At 69.3% G+C, this 19068-nt stretch carries 15 protein-coding genes; 4 read left to right on the top strand and 11 right to left on the bottom strand.

Annotated elements, in window-relative coordinates; genetic code table 11:
• Positions 1-35: 35 nt before the first annotated feature.
• On the bottom strand, positions 36-1250 hold the full coding sequence (locus AB0959_RS48410) for a hypothetical protein (RefSeq protein WP_366833361.1): 1215 nt from the start codon (positions 1248-1250) through the stop codon (positions 36-38).
• Between the two features lie 275 nt (positions 1251-1525).
• Positions 1526-3577 (bottom strand): transglycosylase domain-containing protein, encoded by a 2052-nt coding sequence (locus AB0959_RS48405; RefSeq protein ID WP_366833360.1) that lies wholly within the window; start codon positions 3575-3577, stop codon positions 1526-1528.
• Between the two features lie 541 nt (positions 3578-4118).
• On the opposite strand from AB0959_RS48405, the gene AB0959_RS48400 reads away from it, so the two are divergent.
• Positions 4119-4340, top strand: a complete 222-nt coding sequence (locus AB0959_RS48400) for a zinc ribbon domain-containing protein (protein ID WP_366833351.1) — start codon at positions 4119-4121, stop codon at positions 4338-4340.
• A gap of 75 nt (positions 4341-4415) precedes the next feature.
• On the top strand, positions 4416-5078 hold the full coding sequence (locus tag AB0959_RS48395) for a DedA family protein (protein WP_366833350.1): 663 nt from the start codon (positions 4416-4418) through the stop codon (positions 5076-5078).
• A gap of 139 nt (positions 5079-5217) precedes the next feature.
• Here AB0959_RS48395 and AB0959_RS48390 read toward each other — a convergent pair whose 3' ends face one another.
• The 3 genes from AB0959_RS48390 to AB0959_RS48380 form a co-directional block, all read right to left on the bottom strand.
• Positions 5218-6021 carry an HAD family hydrolase gene (locus AB0959_RS48390; protein ID WP_366833349.1) on the bottom strand — a complete coding sequence of 268 codons (804 nt, stop codon included), beginning with the start codon at positions 6019-6021 and terminating at the stop codon, positions 5218-5220.
• A complete protein-coding gene (locus AB0959_RS48385) occupies positions 6021-8540 on the bottom strand; it encodes a phosphoribosyltransferase (RefSeq protein ID WP_366833347.1) in 2520 nt (839 codons plus the stop codon). The genes AB0959_RS48390 and AB0959_RS48385 overlap by 1 nt, the downstream gene beginning before the upstream one ends.
• Before the next feature lie 86 nt (positions 8541-8626).
• Positions 8627-9793 (bottom strand): HpcH/HpaI aldolase/citrate lyase family protein, encoded by a 1167-nt coding sequence (locus AB0959_RS48380; protein ID WP_366833346.1) that lies wholly within the window; start codon positions 9791-9793, stop codon positions 8627-8629.
• A 192-nt stretch (positions 9794-9985) separates the two neighbouring features.
• Between AB0959_RS48380 and AB0959_RS48375 the strand changes: the two genes are divergently transcribed.
• Entirely contained in the window at positions 9986-10840 is an 855-nt protein-coding gene (locus AB0959_RS48375; protein ID WP_366833359.1) for a TerD family protein, read from the top strand.
• 117 nt (positions 10841-10957) lie between these two features.
• On the opposite strand, the gene AB0959_RS48370 is transcribed toward AB0959_RS48375, so the two are convergent.
• From AB0959_RS48370 to AB0959_RS48345, 6 genes are all read right to left on the bottom strand, one after another.
• A complete protein-coding gene (locus tag AB0959_RS48370; protein ID WP_366833345.1) occupies positions 10958-11692 on the bottom strand; it encodes a Tellurium resistance in 735 nt (244 codons plus the stop codon).
• 176 nt (positions 11693-11868) lie between these two features.
• The gene (locus AB0959_RS48365; RefSeq protein WP_366833344.1) at positions 11869-13017 is read right to left on the bottom strand and encodes a DUF475 domain-containing protein; all 1149 of its coding nucleotides are present in this window, start codon (positions 13015-13017) and stop codon (positions 11869-11871) included.
• Positions 13018-13142: 125 nt separating this feature from the next.
• Entirely contained in the window at positions 13143-13718 is a 576-nt protein-coding gene (locus AB0959_RS48360; protein WP_366833343.1) for a TerD family protein, read from the bottom strand.
• Positions 13719-13953: 235 nt separating this feature from the next.
• Positions 13954-14529, bottom strand: coding sequence for a TerD family protein (locus AB0959_RS48355; RefSeq protein WP_366833342.1), 576 nt, complete (start codon positions 14527-14529; stop codon positions 13954-13956).
• A 112-nt stretch (positions 14530-14641) separates the two neighbouring features.
• Positions 14642-15100 carry a peroxiredoxin gene (locus AB0959_RS48350; protein WP_366833341.1) on the bottom strand — a complete coding sequence of 153 codons (459 nt, stop codon included), beginning with the start codon at positions 15098-15100 and terminating at the stop codon, positions 14642-14644.
• Between the two features lie 292 nt (positions 15101-15392).
• Positions 15393-15830, bottom strand: coding sequence for a DUF3052 domain-containing protein (locus tag AB0959_RS48345; protein ID WP_366833340.1), 438 nt, complete (start codon positions 15828-15830; stop codon positions 15393-15395).
• Positions 15831-16268: 438 nt separating this feature from the next.
• Here AB0959_RS48345 and aceE point away from each other — a divergent pair, with 438 nt between their 5' ends.
• Positions 16269-19016, top strand: coding sequence for a pyruvate dehydrogenase (acetyl-transferring), homodimeric type (aceE, locus tag AB0959_RS48340; protein WP_366833339.1), 2748 nt, complete (start codon positions 16269-16271; stop codon positions 19014-19016).
• The last annotated feature ends 52 nt before the right edge of the window (positions 19017-19068 follow it).

The following is a 19068-nucleotide window of genomic DNA, read 5'->3' as shown; positions in this document are numbered from 1 at the left end:
TTAGTCACCGGAGAATCACCGAGGAATCACCGGAGTCACTTCACGACCGTCGACCACTCCGGCGACTGCGCGGGGTCCAGGGCCCGCAGCCGCTGCAGGGTCTCGGGTTTCTGCACGTCGAGCCAGTCGGTCAGCTCACGGAAGGACACGCACTTCACGTCCTTCTTGGTGCACACGTTCTCGATGATCCGGTCGACGGCCCGCATGTAGATGCCGCCGTTCCAGTCCTCGAAGTGGTTGCCGATGAACAGCGGCGCCCGGCTGCCGTAGTACACGCGGTTGAAGCCGTCCATGTAGGTGTCGACGGTCTCCTCCTCCCAGCGGGGGTACTGGGCCGGGTCACCCTCGGTCGAGCCGTCGGACTGGTTGTAGAGGAAGTTGAAGTCCATGGACAGGCCCTGGTAGTCGCCCCCCTCGTACGGGAGCAGCTGCAGCGGGAAGTCCCAGATGCCGTTCTTCTTGCTCGGCCATATCTGGAAGTCGCCCTTGGAGCTGGCGTCGTAGCGGTAGCCGTAGTCCTTGGCGGCCGTCAGCAGGTTCTTCTGGCCCTCCAGGCAGGGCGCGCGTCCGCCGGTGATCTCCTTGATGTCGAAGGGCAGCGCGGGCATGTCCTCGAAGCCGGTGTTGGTCTTCCAGTTCCTGACGAAGGAGTTGAACTCGTCGATCTCGGTCCGCCACTCGTCGACGCTCCAGTCCCCGCCGCCCTTGGCGCCGCAGAAGTGGCCGTTGAAGTGGGTGCCGATCTCGTTGCCGCCCTGCCACGCCTTGCCGAGCTGCTCCAGCGTGGTGCGGATGTGCTCGTCGGTGGCGTAACTGATCGCCGCGGAGCCCTTCTTGTGCTGGGGCGCGTCGTACAGCTCCTTCTTGTCCTTCGGCAGCAGGTAGATCCCGGTGAGGAAGAACGTCATGTGGGCGTCGTACTTCTTGGCCAGCTCCCGGTAGTGCGAGAACAGCCGGTCGTCGCCCTCCAGCGCGCCGTCCCAGGAGAAGACGACGAACTGCGGGGGCTTCTCACCCGGCTTGAGCGGCTCCGGCTTCAACTGCCCCTTCTGCGGGCCGGTGTACGACGTGGAGCCGTCGCCGATCAACCTCGTCCTGCCGTCCCATTCGGGTTCCGCGGTCGCCCCGGGGGACGCCTTGCCCCCGTCCCGGTCCTGCTTGTCGGCGGAGGCGGTCGGCGTGGTGCCGGCCGAGCGGTTCAGGCCCAGGAAGGCCGCGGCGACGAAGGCGACGACGAGGAGGACCGCCATGGCCAGGAAGCCGGGGCGCGGGCCCGGTTGCGGGCGTGCGCGGCGGCGACCGCGACGGCCACGGGAACGGCCCGTACGGCCTGTACGGCCCGGTTCGGCACGGCCGGAGGGCGACTGCGCAGTCGACTGCTGCTGCGCGTGGGAACGCGGCTTCGACTTCATGCGGAGCTCAATCTGCGAGGGGGGTGGGGGGTGGTGCGGTGGTGCCAGTGATGCGGTGGTTCCGGTGGTGCGGTGGAGCCGGTGGTGCGGTGGTGCGGGTGAGCCGTCGGGGGTCAGCCGAGCGGGCTCATGGCGCTCGACCAGACGCCGTACGGGACGTCGGCGGCCGAGGCGCCGGCGATGCCCTTGAGCGGCAGTGGTTCGAGGCTCTTGGTCAGGTCCATGCGGTAGACGACGACCGCGGTCGACACCGAGCGGTTCGTGCCGACGTACCAGGCCGCCTTGTCGTCCTCCGTCCTGCCGGCCTTCCCGGCGACCTCCGCCGAGGCGGGGGCAGCGGTGGGATGGGCGCCGCGGAAGGAGTCGGTGAGCGCCTCGGTGACATCGCGGGCCACCTCGGCGCGCACCGCCCGGCGCGGCCCCGGCACGTTCAGCGCGACCCGGGAACCGTTGTGGGTGACCTTGCGCACGGAGTACGGCTCGGTGTGCGTGCCGCCGGCGGCGAACGTGGCGTACGAACTCGCCATGCGGATCGCGCTGGGAGTGGAGTTGCCCGTGGACAGCGCGGGCACCTGCGGCCCCATGCTGGCGGGCAGCATCCCGATCGCCTCGGCGGTCTGGCGCACCTTGTCCAGTCCCGTGTCCATGCCGAGCTGCATGAACGGCGTGTTCACGGACTGGGCGAGGGCCGTGCGCAGGGTGATGTTCCCGAAGGACTTCCCGTCGTCGTTGCGGGCGAGGACCTTCTTGCCGCTGCGGTCCCAGTAGGGCCCCTCGGGCGTGGTGACCGGGACGCCGTCGTTGCCGTTGTAGAGGGACTGCGGAGTGACACGTGTCCTCGCGGTCCCGCGTTCCTTGCCCGCCCCGTGCTCCAGGCCCGCCGCGTACACGAGCGGCAGGAACGCCGAACCGGCCGGGACCGTGGTGGCGTTGGACTCGTTGAAGCCCTGCTCGCGGTGGTCGGGTCCGCCGTGCACGGCGAGGATCCGGCCGTCGGCGGCCACGGACGCGGCTCCGTAGTGCGCCGCCTTCGCCTTCTCCGGGGAGTCCTTGAGCGCCTTCTTCCGGGCCTTGGTGACGGCCTTGGTCAGCGCCGCCTCCCGTTTGCGGTCGAAGGTCGTGTAGATCTGGTAGCCGCCCATGTCGAAGTCCTTGTCGGAGATGCGGGCGGCCTTCTTGGCGTACTGGGCGGCCAGTTCGACCAGGTAGTCGCTCTGCCGGCCGGTGTCGTACGCCTGGGACTGGTCCAGCGGCTCGGGGAACTTCGTGTACGTGGCGCGCTCGGTCTTCGTCAGCTTGCCGATGTCGACCATCCGGTCCAGGATCCAGGCCCAGCGCTCCTCGGCCCGCGCGTGGTTGGCACTGTTCAGGGACGGGTCGTAGAGGCCGGCGCCCTTGAGGAGGGAGGCGAGGAACGCGGCCTCGCCGGCGTTCAGTTCACTGACGTCCTTGCCGTAGTACGCCTGCGCGGCCCGCTGGATGCCGTAGGTGCCGCGGCCGAACCAGCTGGTGTTGAGATAGCCCTCAAGGATCTTGTCCTTGCTCATCCGGTTGTCGAGCTTGAGGGCGATCATCGCCTCGGTGAACTTGCGGCCCACCGAGCGGTCCTGGGACAGGTAGACGTTCTTGACGTACTGCTGGGTGATGGTGGATCCGCCCTGGGTGTCGCCCTCGCCGACGGTGCGCCACACGGCGCGGGTCAGTCCGCCGACGGATATGCCCGGGTCGGAGTAGAAGCTGGCGTTCTCCGCGGCCAGCACCGCCCAGCGCACCTCCTCCGGGATGTCCTTCAGCGGCATCGCCTGGCGCCGCACCCAGCCGGTACGGGCCATGGGGGTGCCGTCGGACCAGAAGTAGACGTTGTCCTGCTGCGTGGCGAAGGTGTTCAGGTCCCCGGGGATGTCCGTGGCGGCGTAGGCGGCGGTCAGCAGCGCGCCCCCGAGCCCCGCGGACACCAGTGCGGTGCCCAGCGACTGGCGCCAGGAGGGCACCCAGCGGCGCCAGCCGGTGCGGCCCGGCCGCGGGTAGCTCGGGCGGAGCCGACGGGCGAGCGGCGCCCAGCGCCGGACGAGGTCCGCGAGGCGTGCGAGGGCGCTCGGAGGGGCGGGTCTGCGGCGCGTTCCGCGATGGCGAGATCCGGTCCCTTGGGCGGCCTGCTCATGCACGCTTCGCCCTGTTTGTGCCTCCCGTAAGCCGGTCTCCCGGTTCAGCTCCCCCGCCCACGCCTCCGGGTGCTCCCCGCCGACGGGACCGCTGTCCGTGCCGATCGTGGTGCCGGTCGCCGTACTGGTCGGGGTACGGCGCTGCCACCAGGGCTTCTGCGCGGCCCGGCGACGACCCGAGGGGCCGCCCTGCCGGCTAGCCACGGCAGGCCCCTGCGCCCGGACAGCTCAAGGGGTGCACGGCATTGGTCCGATGCCGAGCAGTGGTCACGACTGCGTCTCCCTCCGCACGTGGAATCGCGCGCGCGGACAGACGCAGCCGCCGAAGACGCGGCTACGAACCCCCTGTTTCCCCCGGTCTCTCGACCTCCACGCGGCCTCCACAAATTATCAGCCACTTTCACAACTGCCCCGAACGAGAACCGGACAGAAATGGCCACGTGCATCACGTCATCAAACCCGGCCACACCAGACACTCCGACCACCCGAAGGGAGCGACCCCGGAGATCTGCCGCCACGGTGGGGCGCCGGTTAACCTGTGCGCATGCCTCGCTACGAGTACCGCTGCCGGACCTGCGGCGACACCTTCGAACTGAGCCGCCCCATGGCCGAGTCCTCCGCCCCCGCGGACTGCCCCGCCGGTCACGCCGACACGGTGAAGCTGCTGTCGACGGTCGCCGTGGGCGGCTCGGCGTCCGCCCCGGCCCCGGCGGCCGGTGGTGGCGGTGGCGGGGGTGGCTGCTGCGGCGGGGGCTGCTGCGGCTGACGGAACCGTCCTCGGTTCCTCCCTCAGGCCCCTCCCTCAGGTTCTCTTCAGGTCCGCGCGCCTACCGTGCGCCCCATGACAGTCATGGCGGCGGACGCGGGCCCCGCACCCCAGTGGATCAACAGCCTCATGGACACGCTCGGCGCGCCCGGGGCGGGGCTGGCCATCGCGCTGGAGAACCTCTTTCCCCCGCTGCCCAGCGAGGTCATCCTCCCGCTCGCCGGATTCGCGTCGAGCACGGGCCAGATGAACCTGCTCGCCGCCCTGCTGTGGACCACCGCGGGCTCGGTGGCCGGCGCCCTCGCGCTCTACGGCGTCGGTGCGCTCCTCGGCCGTGAGCGCACCGTGGCGATCGCGGCACGCCTGCCCCTGGTGAAGGTCGCGGACATCGAGAAGACGGAGGCGTGGTTCCTCAAGCACGGCACCAAGGCCGTCTTCTTCGGGCGGATGATCCCGATCTTCCGCAGCCTCATATCCGTCCCCGCGGGCGTCGAACGCATGCCGCTCCCCGTGTTCACCGCCCTCACCACGCTCGGCAGCGCGATCTGGAACACGATCTTCGTCCTCGCCGGCTACCTCCTCGGCGACAACTGGACGGAGGTGACCACCCTCGCCTCCGCCTACTCCAAGGTGGTCCTGATCACCGCGGCGGTCGCCCTACTGGCCTTCGCGACCGTACGCCTCCGCAGGTCGACCCGCGCCCGCTCTGAACGCACGCGGGCAACCGACGGCTCTTGAGGGGCGCGAAGGCCGCAGGGCAACCGACGGCCTTCAAGGGGCGCGGGGCTGTGTCTGTATGCGGCTCCGCCGCGTGGGCGCGACAAGCCACGACGAACCCGCACCCGCCCACACACAGAACCCGGCAGGCGCTACCGCGCTATCGGCACCCCGCAAGAAACTCCCGCAGAATCCGCTCCCCCGCCGCGACCCCCCGCTCAGGAAGAGCCGTGATGCCGGGCGCAGCCCACCCCGTGTCGGCCAACTCCCCATGCCCCGGCCGCCACCCCCGATCCGCGGCCAGCAGCAGATCGGCGTCCAGCAACGAGTCCCCGGCGGCGAGGACGAGCTCCGCCCCAGTACGCCGCGCAACCTCCCGCACAGCCGCACTCTTGGTGAGCGGCTTCGGCACGGCGTAGATCTTGCGGCCCTGGAGCGAGACCGTCCAGCCACGGTTCTCCGCCCAGACGGCCAGCTCCTTGACCCAGTCCTCGGGCAACAGCTCGCGCTCCACGACGAGGTACGCGAACAGATCCTCGGCCACCCGGACCTTGCGCACCCAGGACGGGTCCGACGTGGCCTCCATGTACTCCCGCACCTCGTCCAGCGACGCGCACTCGTCCGCGAGCCGGGCCGTCACCGACGCGTGCCACTCGTGGTCCGTGACCCCGTCCACCAGGATGTGCCCGCCGTTCGCGCAGATCGCGTAACTGGGCGCCGGGCCCGGTAGGTTGATGCGCTGGTACTGCTTGCGCGTACGGGTCGTGGTCGGCACGAACACCGCCGCGTCCCCGAGATCGGTGAGCAACTGTCCGGCCGTCTCGGTCATGTACGACAGCGGACGGGCCTCGTGCACCTCCACGCACAGCAGCCGGGGCGCCCGTGCGTCCGGCATGGTCAGCGCCAGTGCCGCCGAGGAGTAGATGAGCGTTCGGTCGAGGTCGCTCGCCACCATGACGGCCATCAGAGGGCCACCGCCTTCCCGTCGGCGCCGGTGGCGCCCCGTGTGTACTTGGGGTGGATCAACCCGACGCAGGTGTAGGGCAGTTCGGCCACCTCGTCCACCGGCACCCCGCGCTGCTCGGCCAGCAGGCGCACATGGTCGAGGTCGGCCCCCGCCCCGGCCCGCGCGAGGATCCTCCACGGTACGCGCCGCAGCAGTACCCGGGTGGTCTCGCCCACGCCGGGCTTGACGAGGTTGACGTCGTGGATGCCGTACTCCTCACTGATCCGCTCGACGGCCGCCCAGCCCTCCCAGGTCGGGGCGCGGTCGGCGGCGAGCAGTTCCTTGGCCTGCGCGTCCACCGCGTCCTCGACGTCCTCGAATCTGGCCGAGACGGCGTCCAGGAAGTCGTTCGACACGTCCGCACCGGCGAGTTCGCGGTAGAACTTGGCGCCGTGGTAGTCGTTCGGGCCGACCAGGTCCGAGCGCAGCACCGTACGCGAAATCAGCCCGGAGACCGTCGAGTTGAGGCACGCGGAGGGGATGAGGAAGTCCTCGCGGGTGCCGTAGGTCCGCACGCACGAGCCCGGGTCGGCGAGCACCGCGATCTCCGGGTCGAAGCCGGTGACGCCGTCGGAGGCCTCGAACTCCTTGAGGGCGTCGGCCAGTTCACGGGTGATGGCGCCCTTGCCGGTCCAGCCGTCGACGAACACGACGTCGGCCGGGTCGTGGTGGTCCGCCAGCCAGCGCAGCGCGTTGGCGTCGATGCCGCGGCCCCGCACGATGGACACGGCGTAGTGCGCGAGGTCCAGCCCGTGCCGGTGCCGGGCCCAGCGGCGCATCAGGACGCCGACGGGGGTGCCCGCGCGGGCCAGCGACACGAGGACGGGCCGGGGTGACCGCTCGGCGAGCACGGTCTCGGTGACCACGCCCACGGCCTGGGCTATGCGGGTCGCCGACTCCTCCAGCGCGTCGTGGAAGAGGGCCTGGTACCGCTCGCTCGGCTGGTACTCCACCGGCAGCGACTCCGCGTAGTGCGCGCCGCCGCTCTGGATGGCCTCCTCGCGCTCCTCGGTGGGCGCCTCCAGCGTGACGTCCGAGAGGTCCCGCAGCAGCCAGCCGACCTCGTCGGGCGCGTACGAGGAGAAGGCGGGGCCGCGCAGGGGCTCGGGCAGCATGGAGGGCCTTTCGGGGGCGTGCGGAGTGATGTGCGGGGAGACGTGCGGGGAGACGTGCGGGGAGACGTGCGGGGAGTCGTGCGAAGACGCCTTCGGGGTCGCGTACGGCGGCACGTACGAGGGCACGACCGCGAGCAGCACGCTCGGCGTGTGCGCGGCCAGCCGGTCCAGCAGGCCGCCCGGGGCGTGCAGCAGGGCCGTGTCGGCGGCCGAGTCGACGACGGCGACGACCGCGTCGAAGCCGGCGCCCGCGACGTTGTAGGCGTAGCGCTCGCCGGGGCCGTCGTCGGGGTCGTCATGGGCAGGGAAAACGATTCGGCTGCGGATCGCGTAGCCGGGGTCGTCGACCGCGAGGACGGGTGAGCGGGTCGTCGTCGAGTACCGCACCTCGGCGTCGACCACCTTCTCCAGCGCCCGGGCCAGCCGGAGCGGCGCGTACATCAGCTCCTCGAAGCCGAGCACGAGCACGCGCCCCGTGCCTTCCGGGAGCGCGCCCGCGAGCCGCGCGGCCACGGCGGGCAGCGCGGCCTCCAGACGTGCCCGGTGCTCGCGCGTGAAGCCGTGCCGCCCGCCGTCGGGCACGTCGCGGGGCCAGTCGAGCTCGACGCGGGTGACGTGCCCCGGGGCGGCACCCGCCCGAGCGGGCTCCCCGGCCGCCTCGTACCGCGCGACCAGCGCCTGCCCCTTCTCCAGCACCCCCTCCGGCAGCCGTACGGTCCCGGAGGCCGCCGTCACGAGGTCGACGCGGGCGCCGATCTCGCGGGCGAACTCCTCAAGGCGCCCGAGGTCCGCCGCCGACCGCATGTCGACCAGCGCGACGATCACGTACCGGTCGCGCGGGTAGCGGGCGTGCAGCTCGCGGATGGTGTTCAGGACCGTGTTCCCGGTGGAGAACTCGTCGTCGACCAGCACCAGCGGCCCGTCCCCCGCGAGCAGCGCCGGGTCCTCGGGCAGCAGCAGGTGGGAGGTGGCGTGGGAGTGGGCCTCCTCGAAGCCGCCGGCCGGGGCGACACCCATGACGGGCCGCCTGGTGGAGTGGAGGTAGGGCGCGAACACCACGCCGTCGGCGACCGAGTGGCCGAGCCCCGTGGCCGTCTCGGCGTACCCGAGCACGACGGCCTCGCCCGCCTGGTCACCCAGCAGCTCGCGCACCCGCCGGCCGAGGGCGAGTCCGTACCCGTACACGACGGACGGCGACTGGGGCACGTGCTTGCCCAGCACGTTCGACACCAGCAGATGCGCCCGCCGGGGGTTGCGGCGCAGGGCGAGTCCCAGCAGGTCGCGCAGTTCCTCGTCGCCGATCAGCTCGACACCGAGCCGCTCCGCGACCCAGCTCCCGGACCAGACCTCTTTGTTCTTCATCGAATCCTTGTCAGTAAGGCGTCAGCGAGCCGTTCCCGCCGGTCCCGTCGTGGGTGCCGTCGCAGGGCCCCCGTCGTGGGGTCCCCTCAGTCGGGCAGGCCCGCCGCCAGCAGCTCCACGAAGCCGATGTCCTCGTTGGCGACGCCGAAAACCTCGGCGCGCTGCAGGACGCGCTCGGCCCAGGCGCGGTGCGGCTTCACCTCGTTCATCTTGTTCGTGTAGGCGGACCGCAGAACGCCCCCGCCGCCGCGCTCGGGTCGGAGGATGTCCTGGGCGTCGCTGTACTCCTCGTGGCTGACCACGGACAGCGCGTGCACGGGCAGTACGTGCGAGGGGTGGATGCAGGTCTTGCCGAGGAGGCCGTTGGCCTGGTCCAGGGCGATCTCCCGCAGCAGGCCGTCCATCGCGTGCTCGATCAGCGTCTCGCGCAACTCGGTGGCCCGCACCTCGAGGAAGGGGCTGGTGCGCAGCTGCGGCTTGAACATGCGCTCCTGGACCCGGAAGTACTCCCAGACCGGCCCGGTCACGGTGAAGCCGGTGCCGTCGGCCCGCCCGAGCACGTTCACCACGTCGGCGATCACGGAGGCCACGATCTGCACGTCGTACGCGGTCATGTCGGGCGCCCGGCGCAGCGCGTACGAGGAGCAGAAATCGGTGACGCCGAGGCGCAGCGCGAGCACGCGGTGGCGGTACTTGTCGACCGTGCGGGAGATGCCCTGGAGGGACTCCACCCGCGTCTCGCGGTACATCAGCTCGGGCGACTCCAGGACGGGCATCGCGAACAGCCGCTGTCCGCTCGACGCCTCGGCCGCGGTGAGCGCCTCCAGGAACAGGACGCCGCGCTCCTCGGTGAACTTCGGTAGTACGAATCCGGACAACAGCCGGACGGCCGTCCCGAGCCGCCGTACGAGGTCCGGTATCTGCTCCGGCGTACGGACCCGGACGAACAGCAGCGGCAACTCCGCCTCGGGGCGTGCGGCGAGCTCGGTGAACTGCCGGACCAGGTTCTCCTCGGCGCCCGTGACCTCGGCGTCGTCGATCGAGTCCTCCAGGCAGAGCACCATGGACACGACACCGCGCCCGGCCTGCCTCACCACGTCGTCGGCCAGCCGTGGCCTGGTGGCGGGACTGTAGAGGGTGGCCCCGAGTGCGACCGCGAGAACTCGGGCCGGGGAGTCGGCGGTGAAGAACCCTGGCTCCCGGTGGAACAGACGCTGACGCTCCTCAGGGGCGATGTGCCCGAAATGACGCATGTGACTCCCCCGTGGCAGCTGGTCGGCCTGGCGAAATGGTGGCCGGTAATAGTACGTAGAGATCCATGTCTTGGGTTCCCACCGGGCATGAAGTTCAGGTAACTCGGACGTATCGATCGCTCGCCGGTTTCCCGGCGGCCGATCGTGACCCCGCGTTGTCGTGACCAGGACCGAGAAGGCAGGATGATCCGCATGACGCACGCGATGCTGAAGGGGTCGAACGTTCCGCTGGAAACCACGGCGGTGCGCGCCGTGCTGCGCTGGACACCCGGTCAGGGGATCCCGGACGTCGACGCCTCGGCGCTGCTCCTCGGCCCCGACGGGCGCGTACGGTCCGACGAGGACTTCGTCTTCTACAACCAGCCCCGCCACCCCTCGGGCAAGGTCTGGCGACTCGGCAAGAAGCGCGTCGCCGAGGGCCTCACGGACACCATCCAGACGGATCTGACGGGTGTCGAGTCCGCCGTCGGACAGATTCTGCTGGTCGCGTCGGCCGATGACGTCCCCTTCGAGCACGTACGGTCCCTGCGCATCCTGCTGTACGACGCCACGGTCGCCGACGCGGAGCCGCTGGCGTACTTCGACGTCAAGCCGGAGACCGGCGAGGAGACGGCGCTGATCTGCGGCGAGCTCTACCGGCGCGGCGGGTCCTGGAAGTTCCGCGCGCTCGGCGAGGGCTACACCAACGGCCTGCAGGGGCTCGCGACCGACTTCGGCATCTCGGTGGACGAGTCGGAGGCCGCGGCAGCGGAGGTCTCCGCCCCTCTCCCGCCCGAGCAGCCCACGTCGGCGGTCCCGCGGCAGCCCGGCTACGGCTACCCTCCCGCGGCCACCACGCAGGCGCAGGCCCAGCCCGCGTACGGCTACCCCCAGCCGGGCAGCCCGCCCACGACCCAGCCCGCCTACGGCTACCCCCACCCCCAGCCGGCACCGGCAACGACGGGCGCCCCCCAGGCGTACTACCTCCAGCCCCCCGCCACCGCCACGGCCCTCCCCGACCCGGACTTCACCCTGCCGCCGCAGGGGCCCCAGTTCATCGGCCGGTAGGGGCCTTTCAGGGGCGCGGGGAACTGCGCGACCAGCCACGACGCACCCGCACCCGCCAACCCACCCAAGGCACCCGAGCTCATAGGCGAACCGGCCGAGCCCAGCGGCAGCGCCCCGTCAGCGTTCAACCTTCGACTTGTACCCCCGCCCCCACTGCAACCCCCACCCGTACAACCGATCAAGCTCCGCCTGGAACCCGTACACGAACTTCACCTCACGCCGGACGATGATCTCCCCCTTCACGTTCTCGATCATCACCACCGCGCAGGACCGAGCCTCGGGGTGCCGGTCCTCGAGACTGATCTCGATCCGCGGCCCGTTGCTCGGATACAGCGTGACCACGGCGTGCGTCCGGTCGAACGCCGGCGTCTGGTCGTAGATGTACACGAAGACCAGCAGCCGCCTGATCTCGTCGCGGTGATCGAGGTTGACGTAGATCGTCTCCCCCGACCCGGACCCGAACCGGTCGTCCCCGCTGCACTTCACGTACGGCGCCGCGTTGGTGTCCCCGAAGAAGCTGCCGAGCGGCTGGACCACGCCCTTGGACCCGTCCGTGAGCTCGTACAGCACCCCGAGGTCGAGGTCCACGTTCACCATGCTCTGGCTGTGCGCCTTGACCTCGTCGGGCTTGAGGGCCTGGAAGGGGTGACGCAGCAGACTCTGCCGCTTGGGCCCGCCGATGTCGGAGGTGCGCATCTGCCAGGACAGGTTGACGCGCAGATTTCCGGTGGCGGCTCCCTGCTTGGTGAGCGAGACCGTCCGGTGCCGTTTGGTCAGTTCGATGGAGTTGCTCGCCGCACTGCCCGAGTCGAAGTGCGTGCGGCCGCTCAGCAGACCGTCGAAGAAGCCCATTCCCGCCCTCACCCTGCCGTGGTCCTACGTCACCGTGTCGTTGCCCGAACCGCCGCGAGGCGGCCGCTTGAGGACTCGTCCTCGAACAGCCGCCCCGCTCAGAGCGTTCCTCACCCGGAGGGGTGTCACACCCCGGAACCGGTCACACCCCGGAACCGGTCACACCCCGGAACCGGTCACACCCCGGACGAGACTTCCGCCTTGTCGTCCGAGGACTCAGCTTTTCCCTCCTCGGCCGCCAGCGCCCGGTTGCGGCGGACGGAGGACCAGAAGGACCAGGCGATCAGGACGACGCCGACGAGGCCGGTGATGACCTCGTGGATCTGGTACTGGATGGTGACCAGCAGAATGACCGAGAGGGCGCCGATCGCGTAGTGGGCGCCGTGCTCCAGGTACACGTAGTCGTCGAGGGTGCCCTGACGGACCAGGTACACGGTCAGCGACCGGACGTACATCGCGCCGATACCCAGACCCAGCGCCATGAGGACGATGTCGTTGGTGACGGCGAAGGCGCCGATGACGCCGTCGAAGGAGAAGGACGCGTCCAGGACCTCCAGGTAGAGGAACATGAAGAACGCGGCCTGGCCGGCGAGCTTGACGGCCGAGACCTGCTTGCCGCTGCGCTTGGCCTCTTCCTCCTCCTCGTGCTCGCGTTCCTCGTCCTCCTCGAGCTTGTTCTCGAAGTAGCCGGAGAGACCGCCGACGATGAGATAGGTGATCAGGCCCGCGATACCGGAGATCAGGACCGTCTGCGCCTTGTCGGCATGGGTGCCGCCGTGCTGGTGCGCGTGGGTCGCGAAGGTCATCGAGCTGATCAGCAGGACGATCATCGCGATGCAGACCGACAGCATGTCGACCTTGCCGAGCTTGGCCAGCGGGCGCTCCAGCCAGCCCAGCCACTTGATGTCCCGGTCCTCGAAGATGAAGTCCAGGAAGATCATCAGCAGGAACATACCGCCGAAGGCGGCGATCGACGGGTGGGCGTCGGTCACGTACTGCTGGTACTGGTTCTTGTCGGTGAGCGCCAGGTCGACGGCCTCTATGGGGCCCAGCTTGGCGCTGATGGCGACGATCACGACGGGGAAGACCAGCCGCATGCCGAAGACCGCGATCAGGATGCCGACGGTGAGGAAGATCTTCTGCCAGAAGGCATTCATCTTCTTCAGGATCCCGGCGTTGACCACCGCGTTGTCGAAGGACAGCGAGATCTCCAGGATGGACAGGATCGCGACGATCCCGAACGCGGTCCATCCGCCGTAGAGAACCGCTGCGACCAAGCCGAGCGCGGTGACCGCGAACGACCAGCCGAAGGTTTTCAGAACCACTGGCTACCCAATCCTGTTAGTACGGGGTTCCCCCGCGCCGCGCGCGGCTTTACGAAACTTTGAACCCGAAGTCTAGTCCGGCACTCCGCGAACCCCGTGCGGCCCCTGCTTTAGCGCATATTGCGCTACGAGACGTGCACCCCGAAGTCGAGTGCGATGCCTCGCAGTCCCGATGCATACCCCTGTCCCACCGCTCGGAACTTCCACTCGCCCCCGTACCGGTAGACCTCGCCGAAGATCATCGCGGTCTCGGAGGAGGCGTCCTCGCTCAGGTCGTAGCGGGCGAGCTCCTGGTCGTCGGCCTGGTTGACGACCCGGATGAAGGCGTTGCTGACCTGGCCGAAGGACTGGCCGCGGTTGTCGGCGTCATGGATGGAGACCGGGAAGACGATCTTGTCGCAGTGCGCCGGCACCTTCGACAGATCGATCAGGATCGACTCGTCGTCGCCGTCCCCCTCACCGGTGAGGTTGTCGCCGGTGTGCTCGACCGAGCCGTCCGGACTCCTGAGGTTGTTGTAGAAGACGAACCACTCGTCGCCGAGGACCCGGCCCGTGTTGCACAGCAGGGCGCTGGCGTCCAGGTCGAAGTCGGCGCCCGTGGTGGTGCGGACGTCCCAGCCGAGCCCGATCATCACCTGCGTGAGGTTCGGCGCGGCCTTGGAGAGGGAGACATTGCCTCCCTTGGCGAGCGTGACGCCCATGGTGCTGGTCCTCCCCGTATCGAGCTGTGTTTTGTTGTACGAGCGGAAATGAGCGGTACGAACGGTACGCCCGCTCCGTGCGGGTGGGTGGGGGCGGGTGCCTATGGATGGGGTTACCACGGGTATGAGCACGTCCGGCGCCGCACTCGACTAGGAGGTGCGGCGCCGGACGGAGTGAGTCCCGTGCACGCCTCGGGCGTGCACGGGGGCTCGGACGATCACATGCGGATACGGCTCAGACGTTCACGCCGAAGTCCTGCGCGATGCCGCGCAGGCCCGACGCGTAGCCCTGGCCGATGGCGCGGAACTTCCACTCCGCTCCGTTGCGGTAGAGCTCACCGAAGACCATGGCGGTCTCCGTGGAGGCGTCCTCACTGAGGTCGTAGCGGGCGATCTCGGCGCCGCCGGTCTGGTTCACGACGCGGATGAACGCGTTGCGCACCTGGCCGAAGGACTGCTGGCGGTTCTCGGCGTCGTAGATGGAGACGGGGAAGACGACCTTCTCGATCTCGGCCGGCACGCCGGCGAGATTGATCTTGATCTGCTCGTCGTCGCCCTCGCCCTCACCCGTGAGGTTGTCGCCCGTGTGCTCGACCGAGCCGTCCGGGCTCTTGAGGTTGTTGAAGAACACGAAGTTCGCGTCGTTGCCGACCTTGCCCGAGGCGTCCAGCAGCAGTGCGCTGGCGTCCAGGTCGAAGTCGGTACCGGTCGTGGTGCGGATGTCCCACCCCAGACCGACGATGACCGCGGTCAGCCCAGGGGCCTCCTTGGTCAGCGATACGTTGCCGCCCTTGCTGAGGCTGACTCCCACGAGTCCTCCCATTGGTGTCAGGGGCGGGAAGCCCCGTCGTGCGTTGCCATCGGATCAACGAGTCGATCCTAGTGAGGGGTTCCCGCCCGTCGCAGGCCTTGGGGGCCAAGAATCACAAGGTGTCGAGCGCCTTGACGTACTCGTTCAGGTCACGGGCGTCGGGCAGTGCGTTCACCACGGTCCAGCGCACGACTCCCTCCTTGTCGATGATGAACGTGCCGCGCACGGCGCAGCCCTTGTCCTCGTCGAAGACGCCGTACGCCCGGGAGGTCTCGCCGTGCGGCCAGAAGTCGGAGACCAGCGGGTACTCCAGGTTCTCCTGCTCGGCGAAGACGCGCAGCGTGTGGATGGAGTCGTTGGAGACCGCGAGGAGCTGGACGTCGTCGTTGACGAACTTCGGGAGGTTGTCGCGCAGCTCGCACAGCTCGCCGGTGCAGACGCCGGTGAAGGCGAAGGGGTAGAAGAGCAGCACCACGTTCTTCGCGCCGCGGAAGTCCGAGAGCTTCACGGTGGCGCCGTGATTGTCCTTGAGCTCGAAGTCCGGGGCCTTGTCGCCGACCTGGATCGCCATGATGTCCTGCGTTTCCTTCCGTGGGCTGTTCGGGCAGCCCCCAGCCTACGCAGCGATCAAGGAGTGGTTGCGGCGAGTGGGTTGGCTGCGGGTTGAGTGTGGCTGGTCGCTCCCCCACTCTCGGCTTCGCTCGAGCGGGGGGACCCCCATCGCGGCGGAGCCGCATATTCGACACAGCCCCGCGCGCCTGACGGGGCGGAGCCCCGGGATGGGACGGGTAGGGGCGGCGGGGGCGAAAGAACACCCTCCACCGCCCCGTACCCGGCTCACACACATGCGCCCCGAAGGACACTCACCTCTTGGTCTTGGCCGCCTTCGGGGTCGCCAGCCGGCTCCCGCTCCAGTCCTTGCCGACGCTCACACTCTTCGTCGCCGACAGACCCGCCGTCGTCGCGGCTTCGGAGATGTCACTCGGCTCCACGTAGCCGTCGCGCCCCGTCTTGGGCGTCAGCAGCAGGATCGAGCCACCTTCCTCGATGTACGTGATGGCATCCACCAGCACATCGGTCAGGTCACCGTCCTCGTCGCGGAACCAGAGCACCACGGCATCGGCCACGTCGTCATAGTCCTCGTCGACGAGCTCACTGCCGACGACTTCCTCAATGGCCTCGCGGAGCTCCTGGTCGACGTCATCGTCGTAGCCGATCTCCTGGACCACCTGCTCGGGCTGGAACCCCAGCCTCGCGGCAGGGTTCGTCCGCTCCTCCGCGTGGTCCGCGGTCGCGCTCACGGGTTGCCTCCTGATCATGTTCGGGTGGGGTCGCCCCCAGGGAAGTTCAGCCACGCGCGTACGCGAAGCGTTGGCCGTAGTCCACACGGGCGGGACGGATCGCGCAAGTACCCAGCCACTGAGACCGCCGAAACGGTGACGATCCTGGCCGTGTCGCCGCAACTCCAGGCATGGAATCACACGAGAAGAGTGACACGCACCACGCCGTTCTGCCCGGTTTGTGTATTCAGTAACTATCCGAGGGTACGAGACTCGAATGCCTTTACGGAACGCGTCACGGCCCGGGCGTATCGTTGCGTTTTGCTCGGGCCCGCCCCAAGCGCCCGTGCGAAGGTCCTGGTTACCCCACGGTAGAGGTGACGTTTACGTTCCCGAGGTACACGATGGGGAACGGTGCAGGCACCTAGAAGAGTGGCCCTCTGACAGCGAAGGAACAGCGTGGCTTCCGGATCCGATCGCAACCCGATCATCATTGGCGGCCTTCCGAGTCAGGTCCCTGACTTCGACCCCGAGGAGACCCAGGAGTGGCTCGACTCGCTCGACGCCGCCGTGGACGAGCGCGGCCGTGAGCGGGCGCGCTACCTGATGCTCCGGCTGATCGAGCGGGCCCGCGAGAAGCGCGTGGCCGTGCCCGAGATGCGCAGCACGGACTACGTCAACACCATCCCCACCAGGGCCGAGCCGTTCTTCCCGGGCAACGAGGAGATCGAGCGGAAGATCCTCAACGCGACACGCTGGAACGCCGCCGTCATGGTCTCCCGCGCCCAGCGGCCCGGCATCGGCGTCGGCGGGCACATCGCCACCTTCGCGTCCTCCGCCTCCCTCTACGACGTGGGCTTCAACCACTTCTTCCGCGGCAAGGACCGGGGCGACGGCGGCGACCAGATCTTCTTCCAGGGCCACGCCTCCCCCGGCATCTACGCCCGCGCGTTCCTCCTCGACCGGCTCGGCGAGCAGCACCTCGACGCGTTCCGGCAGGAGAAGTCGAAGACGCCGTACGGGCTGTCGAGCTACCCGCACCCGCGGCTGATGCCCGACTTCTGGGAGTTCCCGACCGTGTCGATGGGCCTCGGCCCGATCGGCGCGATCTACCAGGCCCGGATGAACCGGTACCTGCAGGCGCGCGGGATCGCGGACACCTCCCAGTCCCACGTGTGGGCGTTCCTCGGCGACGGCGAGATGGACGAGCCGGAGTCGCTCGGCCAGCTGACCCTGGCCGCCCGCGAGGGCCTCGACAACCTGACCTTCGTCGTCAACTGCAACCTCCAGCGCCTCGACGGCCCGGTGCGCGGCAACGGCAAGGTCATCCAGGAACTGGAGTCGGTCTTCCGGGGCGCCGGCTGGAACGTGATCAAGCTGGTGTGGGACCGCTCGTGGGACCCGCTGCTGGCGCAGGACGGTGACGGTGTGCTGGTCAACAGGATGAACACCACGCCGGACGGCCAGTTCCAGACGTACGCCACCGAGACGGGCTCGTACATCCGCGACCACTTCTTCGGCGACGACCACCGGCTGCGCGCGATGGTTGAGCACATGACCGACGACCAGATCCTGCACCTGGGCCGCGGCGGTCACGACCACCGCAAGATCTACGCGGCGTACGCGGCGGCCCGCGCCCACAAGGGCCAGCCGACTGTCATCCTCGCCAAGACCGTCAAGGGCTGGACGCTCGGCCCCAACTTCGAGGGCCGCAACGCCACGCACCAGATGAAGAAGCTGACGGTCGCCGACCTCAAGGGCTTCCGCGACCGTCTCCATCTCCCCATCTCCGACAAGGAGTTGGAGAGCGGCCTGCCGCCGTACTACCACCCGGGGCCGGACTCCGAGGAGATCCAGTACATGCACGACCGCCGCAAGGGTCTGGACGGGTACGTCCCGACCCGTCTCGTGCGGTCGAAGCCACTCGCGCTGCCGGACGACAAGACGTACGCGAGCGTGAAGAAGGGCTCGGGTCAGCAGTCGATCGCCACGACCATGGCGTTCGTCCGGCTGCTGAAGGACCTCATGCGGGACAAGGAGCTCGGCAAGCGGTTCGTGCTGATCGCGCCCGACGAGTACCGCACCTTCGGCATGGACTCGTTCTTCCCGAGCGCGAAGATCTACAACCCGCTCGGCCAGCAGTACGAGGCGGTGGACCGCGATCTGCTCCTCGCCTACAAGGAGTCGCCGAGCGGCCAGATGCTGCACGACGGCATCTCTGAGGCGGGCTGCACCGCGTCGCTGATCGCCGCCGGTTCGTCGTACGCCACGCACGGCGAGCCGCTGATCCCGGTGTACGTCTTCTACTCGATGTTCGGTTTCCAGCGCACCGGCGACCAGTTCTGGCAGATGGGCGACCAGCTCGCGCGCGGTTTCGTCCTGGGCGCGACCGCCGGCCGTACGACGCTGACCGGTGAGGGCCTCCAGCACGCGGACGGCCACTCGCAGCTGCTCGCCTCCACCAACCCCGCGTGTGTCGCGTACGACCCGGCGTACGGGTTCGAGATCGCGCACATCGTGCAGGACGGTCTGCGCCGGATGTACGGCTCCTCGGAGGAGCACCCGCACGGCGAGGACGTCTTCTACTACCTGACCGTCTACAACGAGCCGATCCAGCACCCCGCCGAGCCGGCGGACGTGGACGTCGAGGGCATCGTCAAGGGCATCCACCGCTTCAGGGCCGGCGAGTCGGGCACGATCCCGGCGCAGATCATCGCGTCCGGTGTCGCCGTGCCCTGGGCCGTCGAGGCGCAGGCGATCCTCGCCTCCGAGTGGAACGTGAAGGCGGACGTCTGGTCGGCGACCTCCTGGAACGAGCTGCGCCGCGAGGCCGTCGAGGTGGAGCGGCACAACCTGCTCCACCCCGAGGAGGAGCAGCTCGTCCCGTACGTGACGCGGAAGCTGACCGGCGCCGAGGGCCCGTTCGTGGCCGTGTCGGACTGGATGCGGTCGGTTCCGGACCAGATCGCGCGCTGGGTGCCGGGCACGTACCAGTCGCTGGGCGCGGACGGCTTCGGCTTCGCCGACACCCGGGGTGCGGCGCGGCGCTTCTTCCACATCGACGCGCAGTCGATCGTGGTCGGGGTACTGACCGAGCTGGCGCGTGAGGGCAAGGTCGACCGGTCGGTGCTGAAGCAGGCGATCGACCAGTACCAGTTGCTGGACGTCTCGGCGGCGGATCCGGGTGCGGCGGGCGGGGACGCGTGATCTGGTGATCTGATCCGAGCACCGTCAAGGGTGGTGTGGCCTGCGGGTCACA

It is taken from the genome of Streptomyces sp. NPDC046862, from assembly GCF_040704615.1.
GTDB lineage: Bacteria > Actinomycetota > Actinomycetes > Streptomycetales > Streptomycetaceae > Streptomyces.
The sequence above is the reverse complement of the archived record's forward strand: the minus strand, read 5'-3'. Positions and strand labels throughout refer to the sequence as shown.

Excerpts from the sequence above, each read along its gene's own strand:
- AB0959_RS48350 (WP_366833341.1), bottom strand. The coding sequence starts at position 15,100 with ATGGCGATCCAGGTCGGCGACAAGGCCCCGGACTTCGAGCTCAAGGAC.
- AB0959_RS48400 (WP_366833351.1), top strand. The coding sequence starts at position 4,119 with ATGCCTCGCTACGAGTACCGCTGCCGGACCTGCGGCGACACCTTCGAA.
- AB0959_RS48390 (WP_366833349.1), bottom strand. The coding sequence starts at position 6,021 with ATGGCCGTCATGGTGGCGAGCGACCTCGACCGAACGCTCATCTACTCC.
- AB0959_RS48385 (WP_366833347.1), bottom strand. The coding sequence starts at position 8,540 with ATGAAGAACAAAGAGGTCTGGTCCGGGAGCTGGGTCGCGGAGCGGCTC.
- AB0959_RS48395 (WP_366833350.1), top strand. The coding sequence starts at position 4,416 with ATGACAGTCATGGCGGCGGACGCGGGCCCCGCACCCCAGTGGATCAAC.
- AB0959_RS48360 (WP_366833343.1), bottom strand. The coding sequence starts at position 13,718 with ATGGGCGTCACGCTCGCCAAGGGAGGCAATGTCTCCCTCTCCAAGGCC.
- AB0959_RS48370 (WP_366833345.1), bottom strand. The coding sequence starts at position 11,692 with ATGGGCTTCTTCGACGGTCTGCTGAGCGGCCGCACGCACTTCGACTCG.
- AB0959_RS48380 (WP_366833346.1), bottom strand. The coding sequence starts at position 9,793 with ATGCGTCATTTCGGGCACATCGCCCCTGAGGAGCGTCAGCGTCTGTTC.
- AB0959_RS48410 (WP_366833361.1), bottom strand. The coding sequence starts at position 1,250 with ATGGCGGTCCTCCTCGTCGTCGCCTTCGTCGCCGCGGCCTTCCTGGGC.
- AB0959_RS48375 (WP_366833359.1), top strand. The coding sequence starts at position 9,986 with ATGACGCACGCGATGCTGAAGGGGTCGAACGTTCCGCTGGAAACCACG.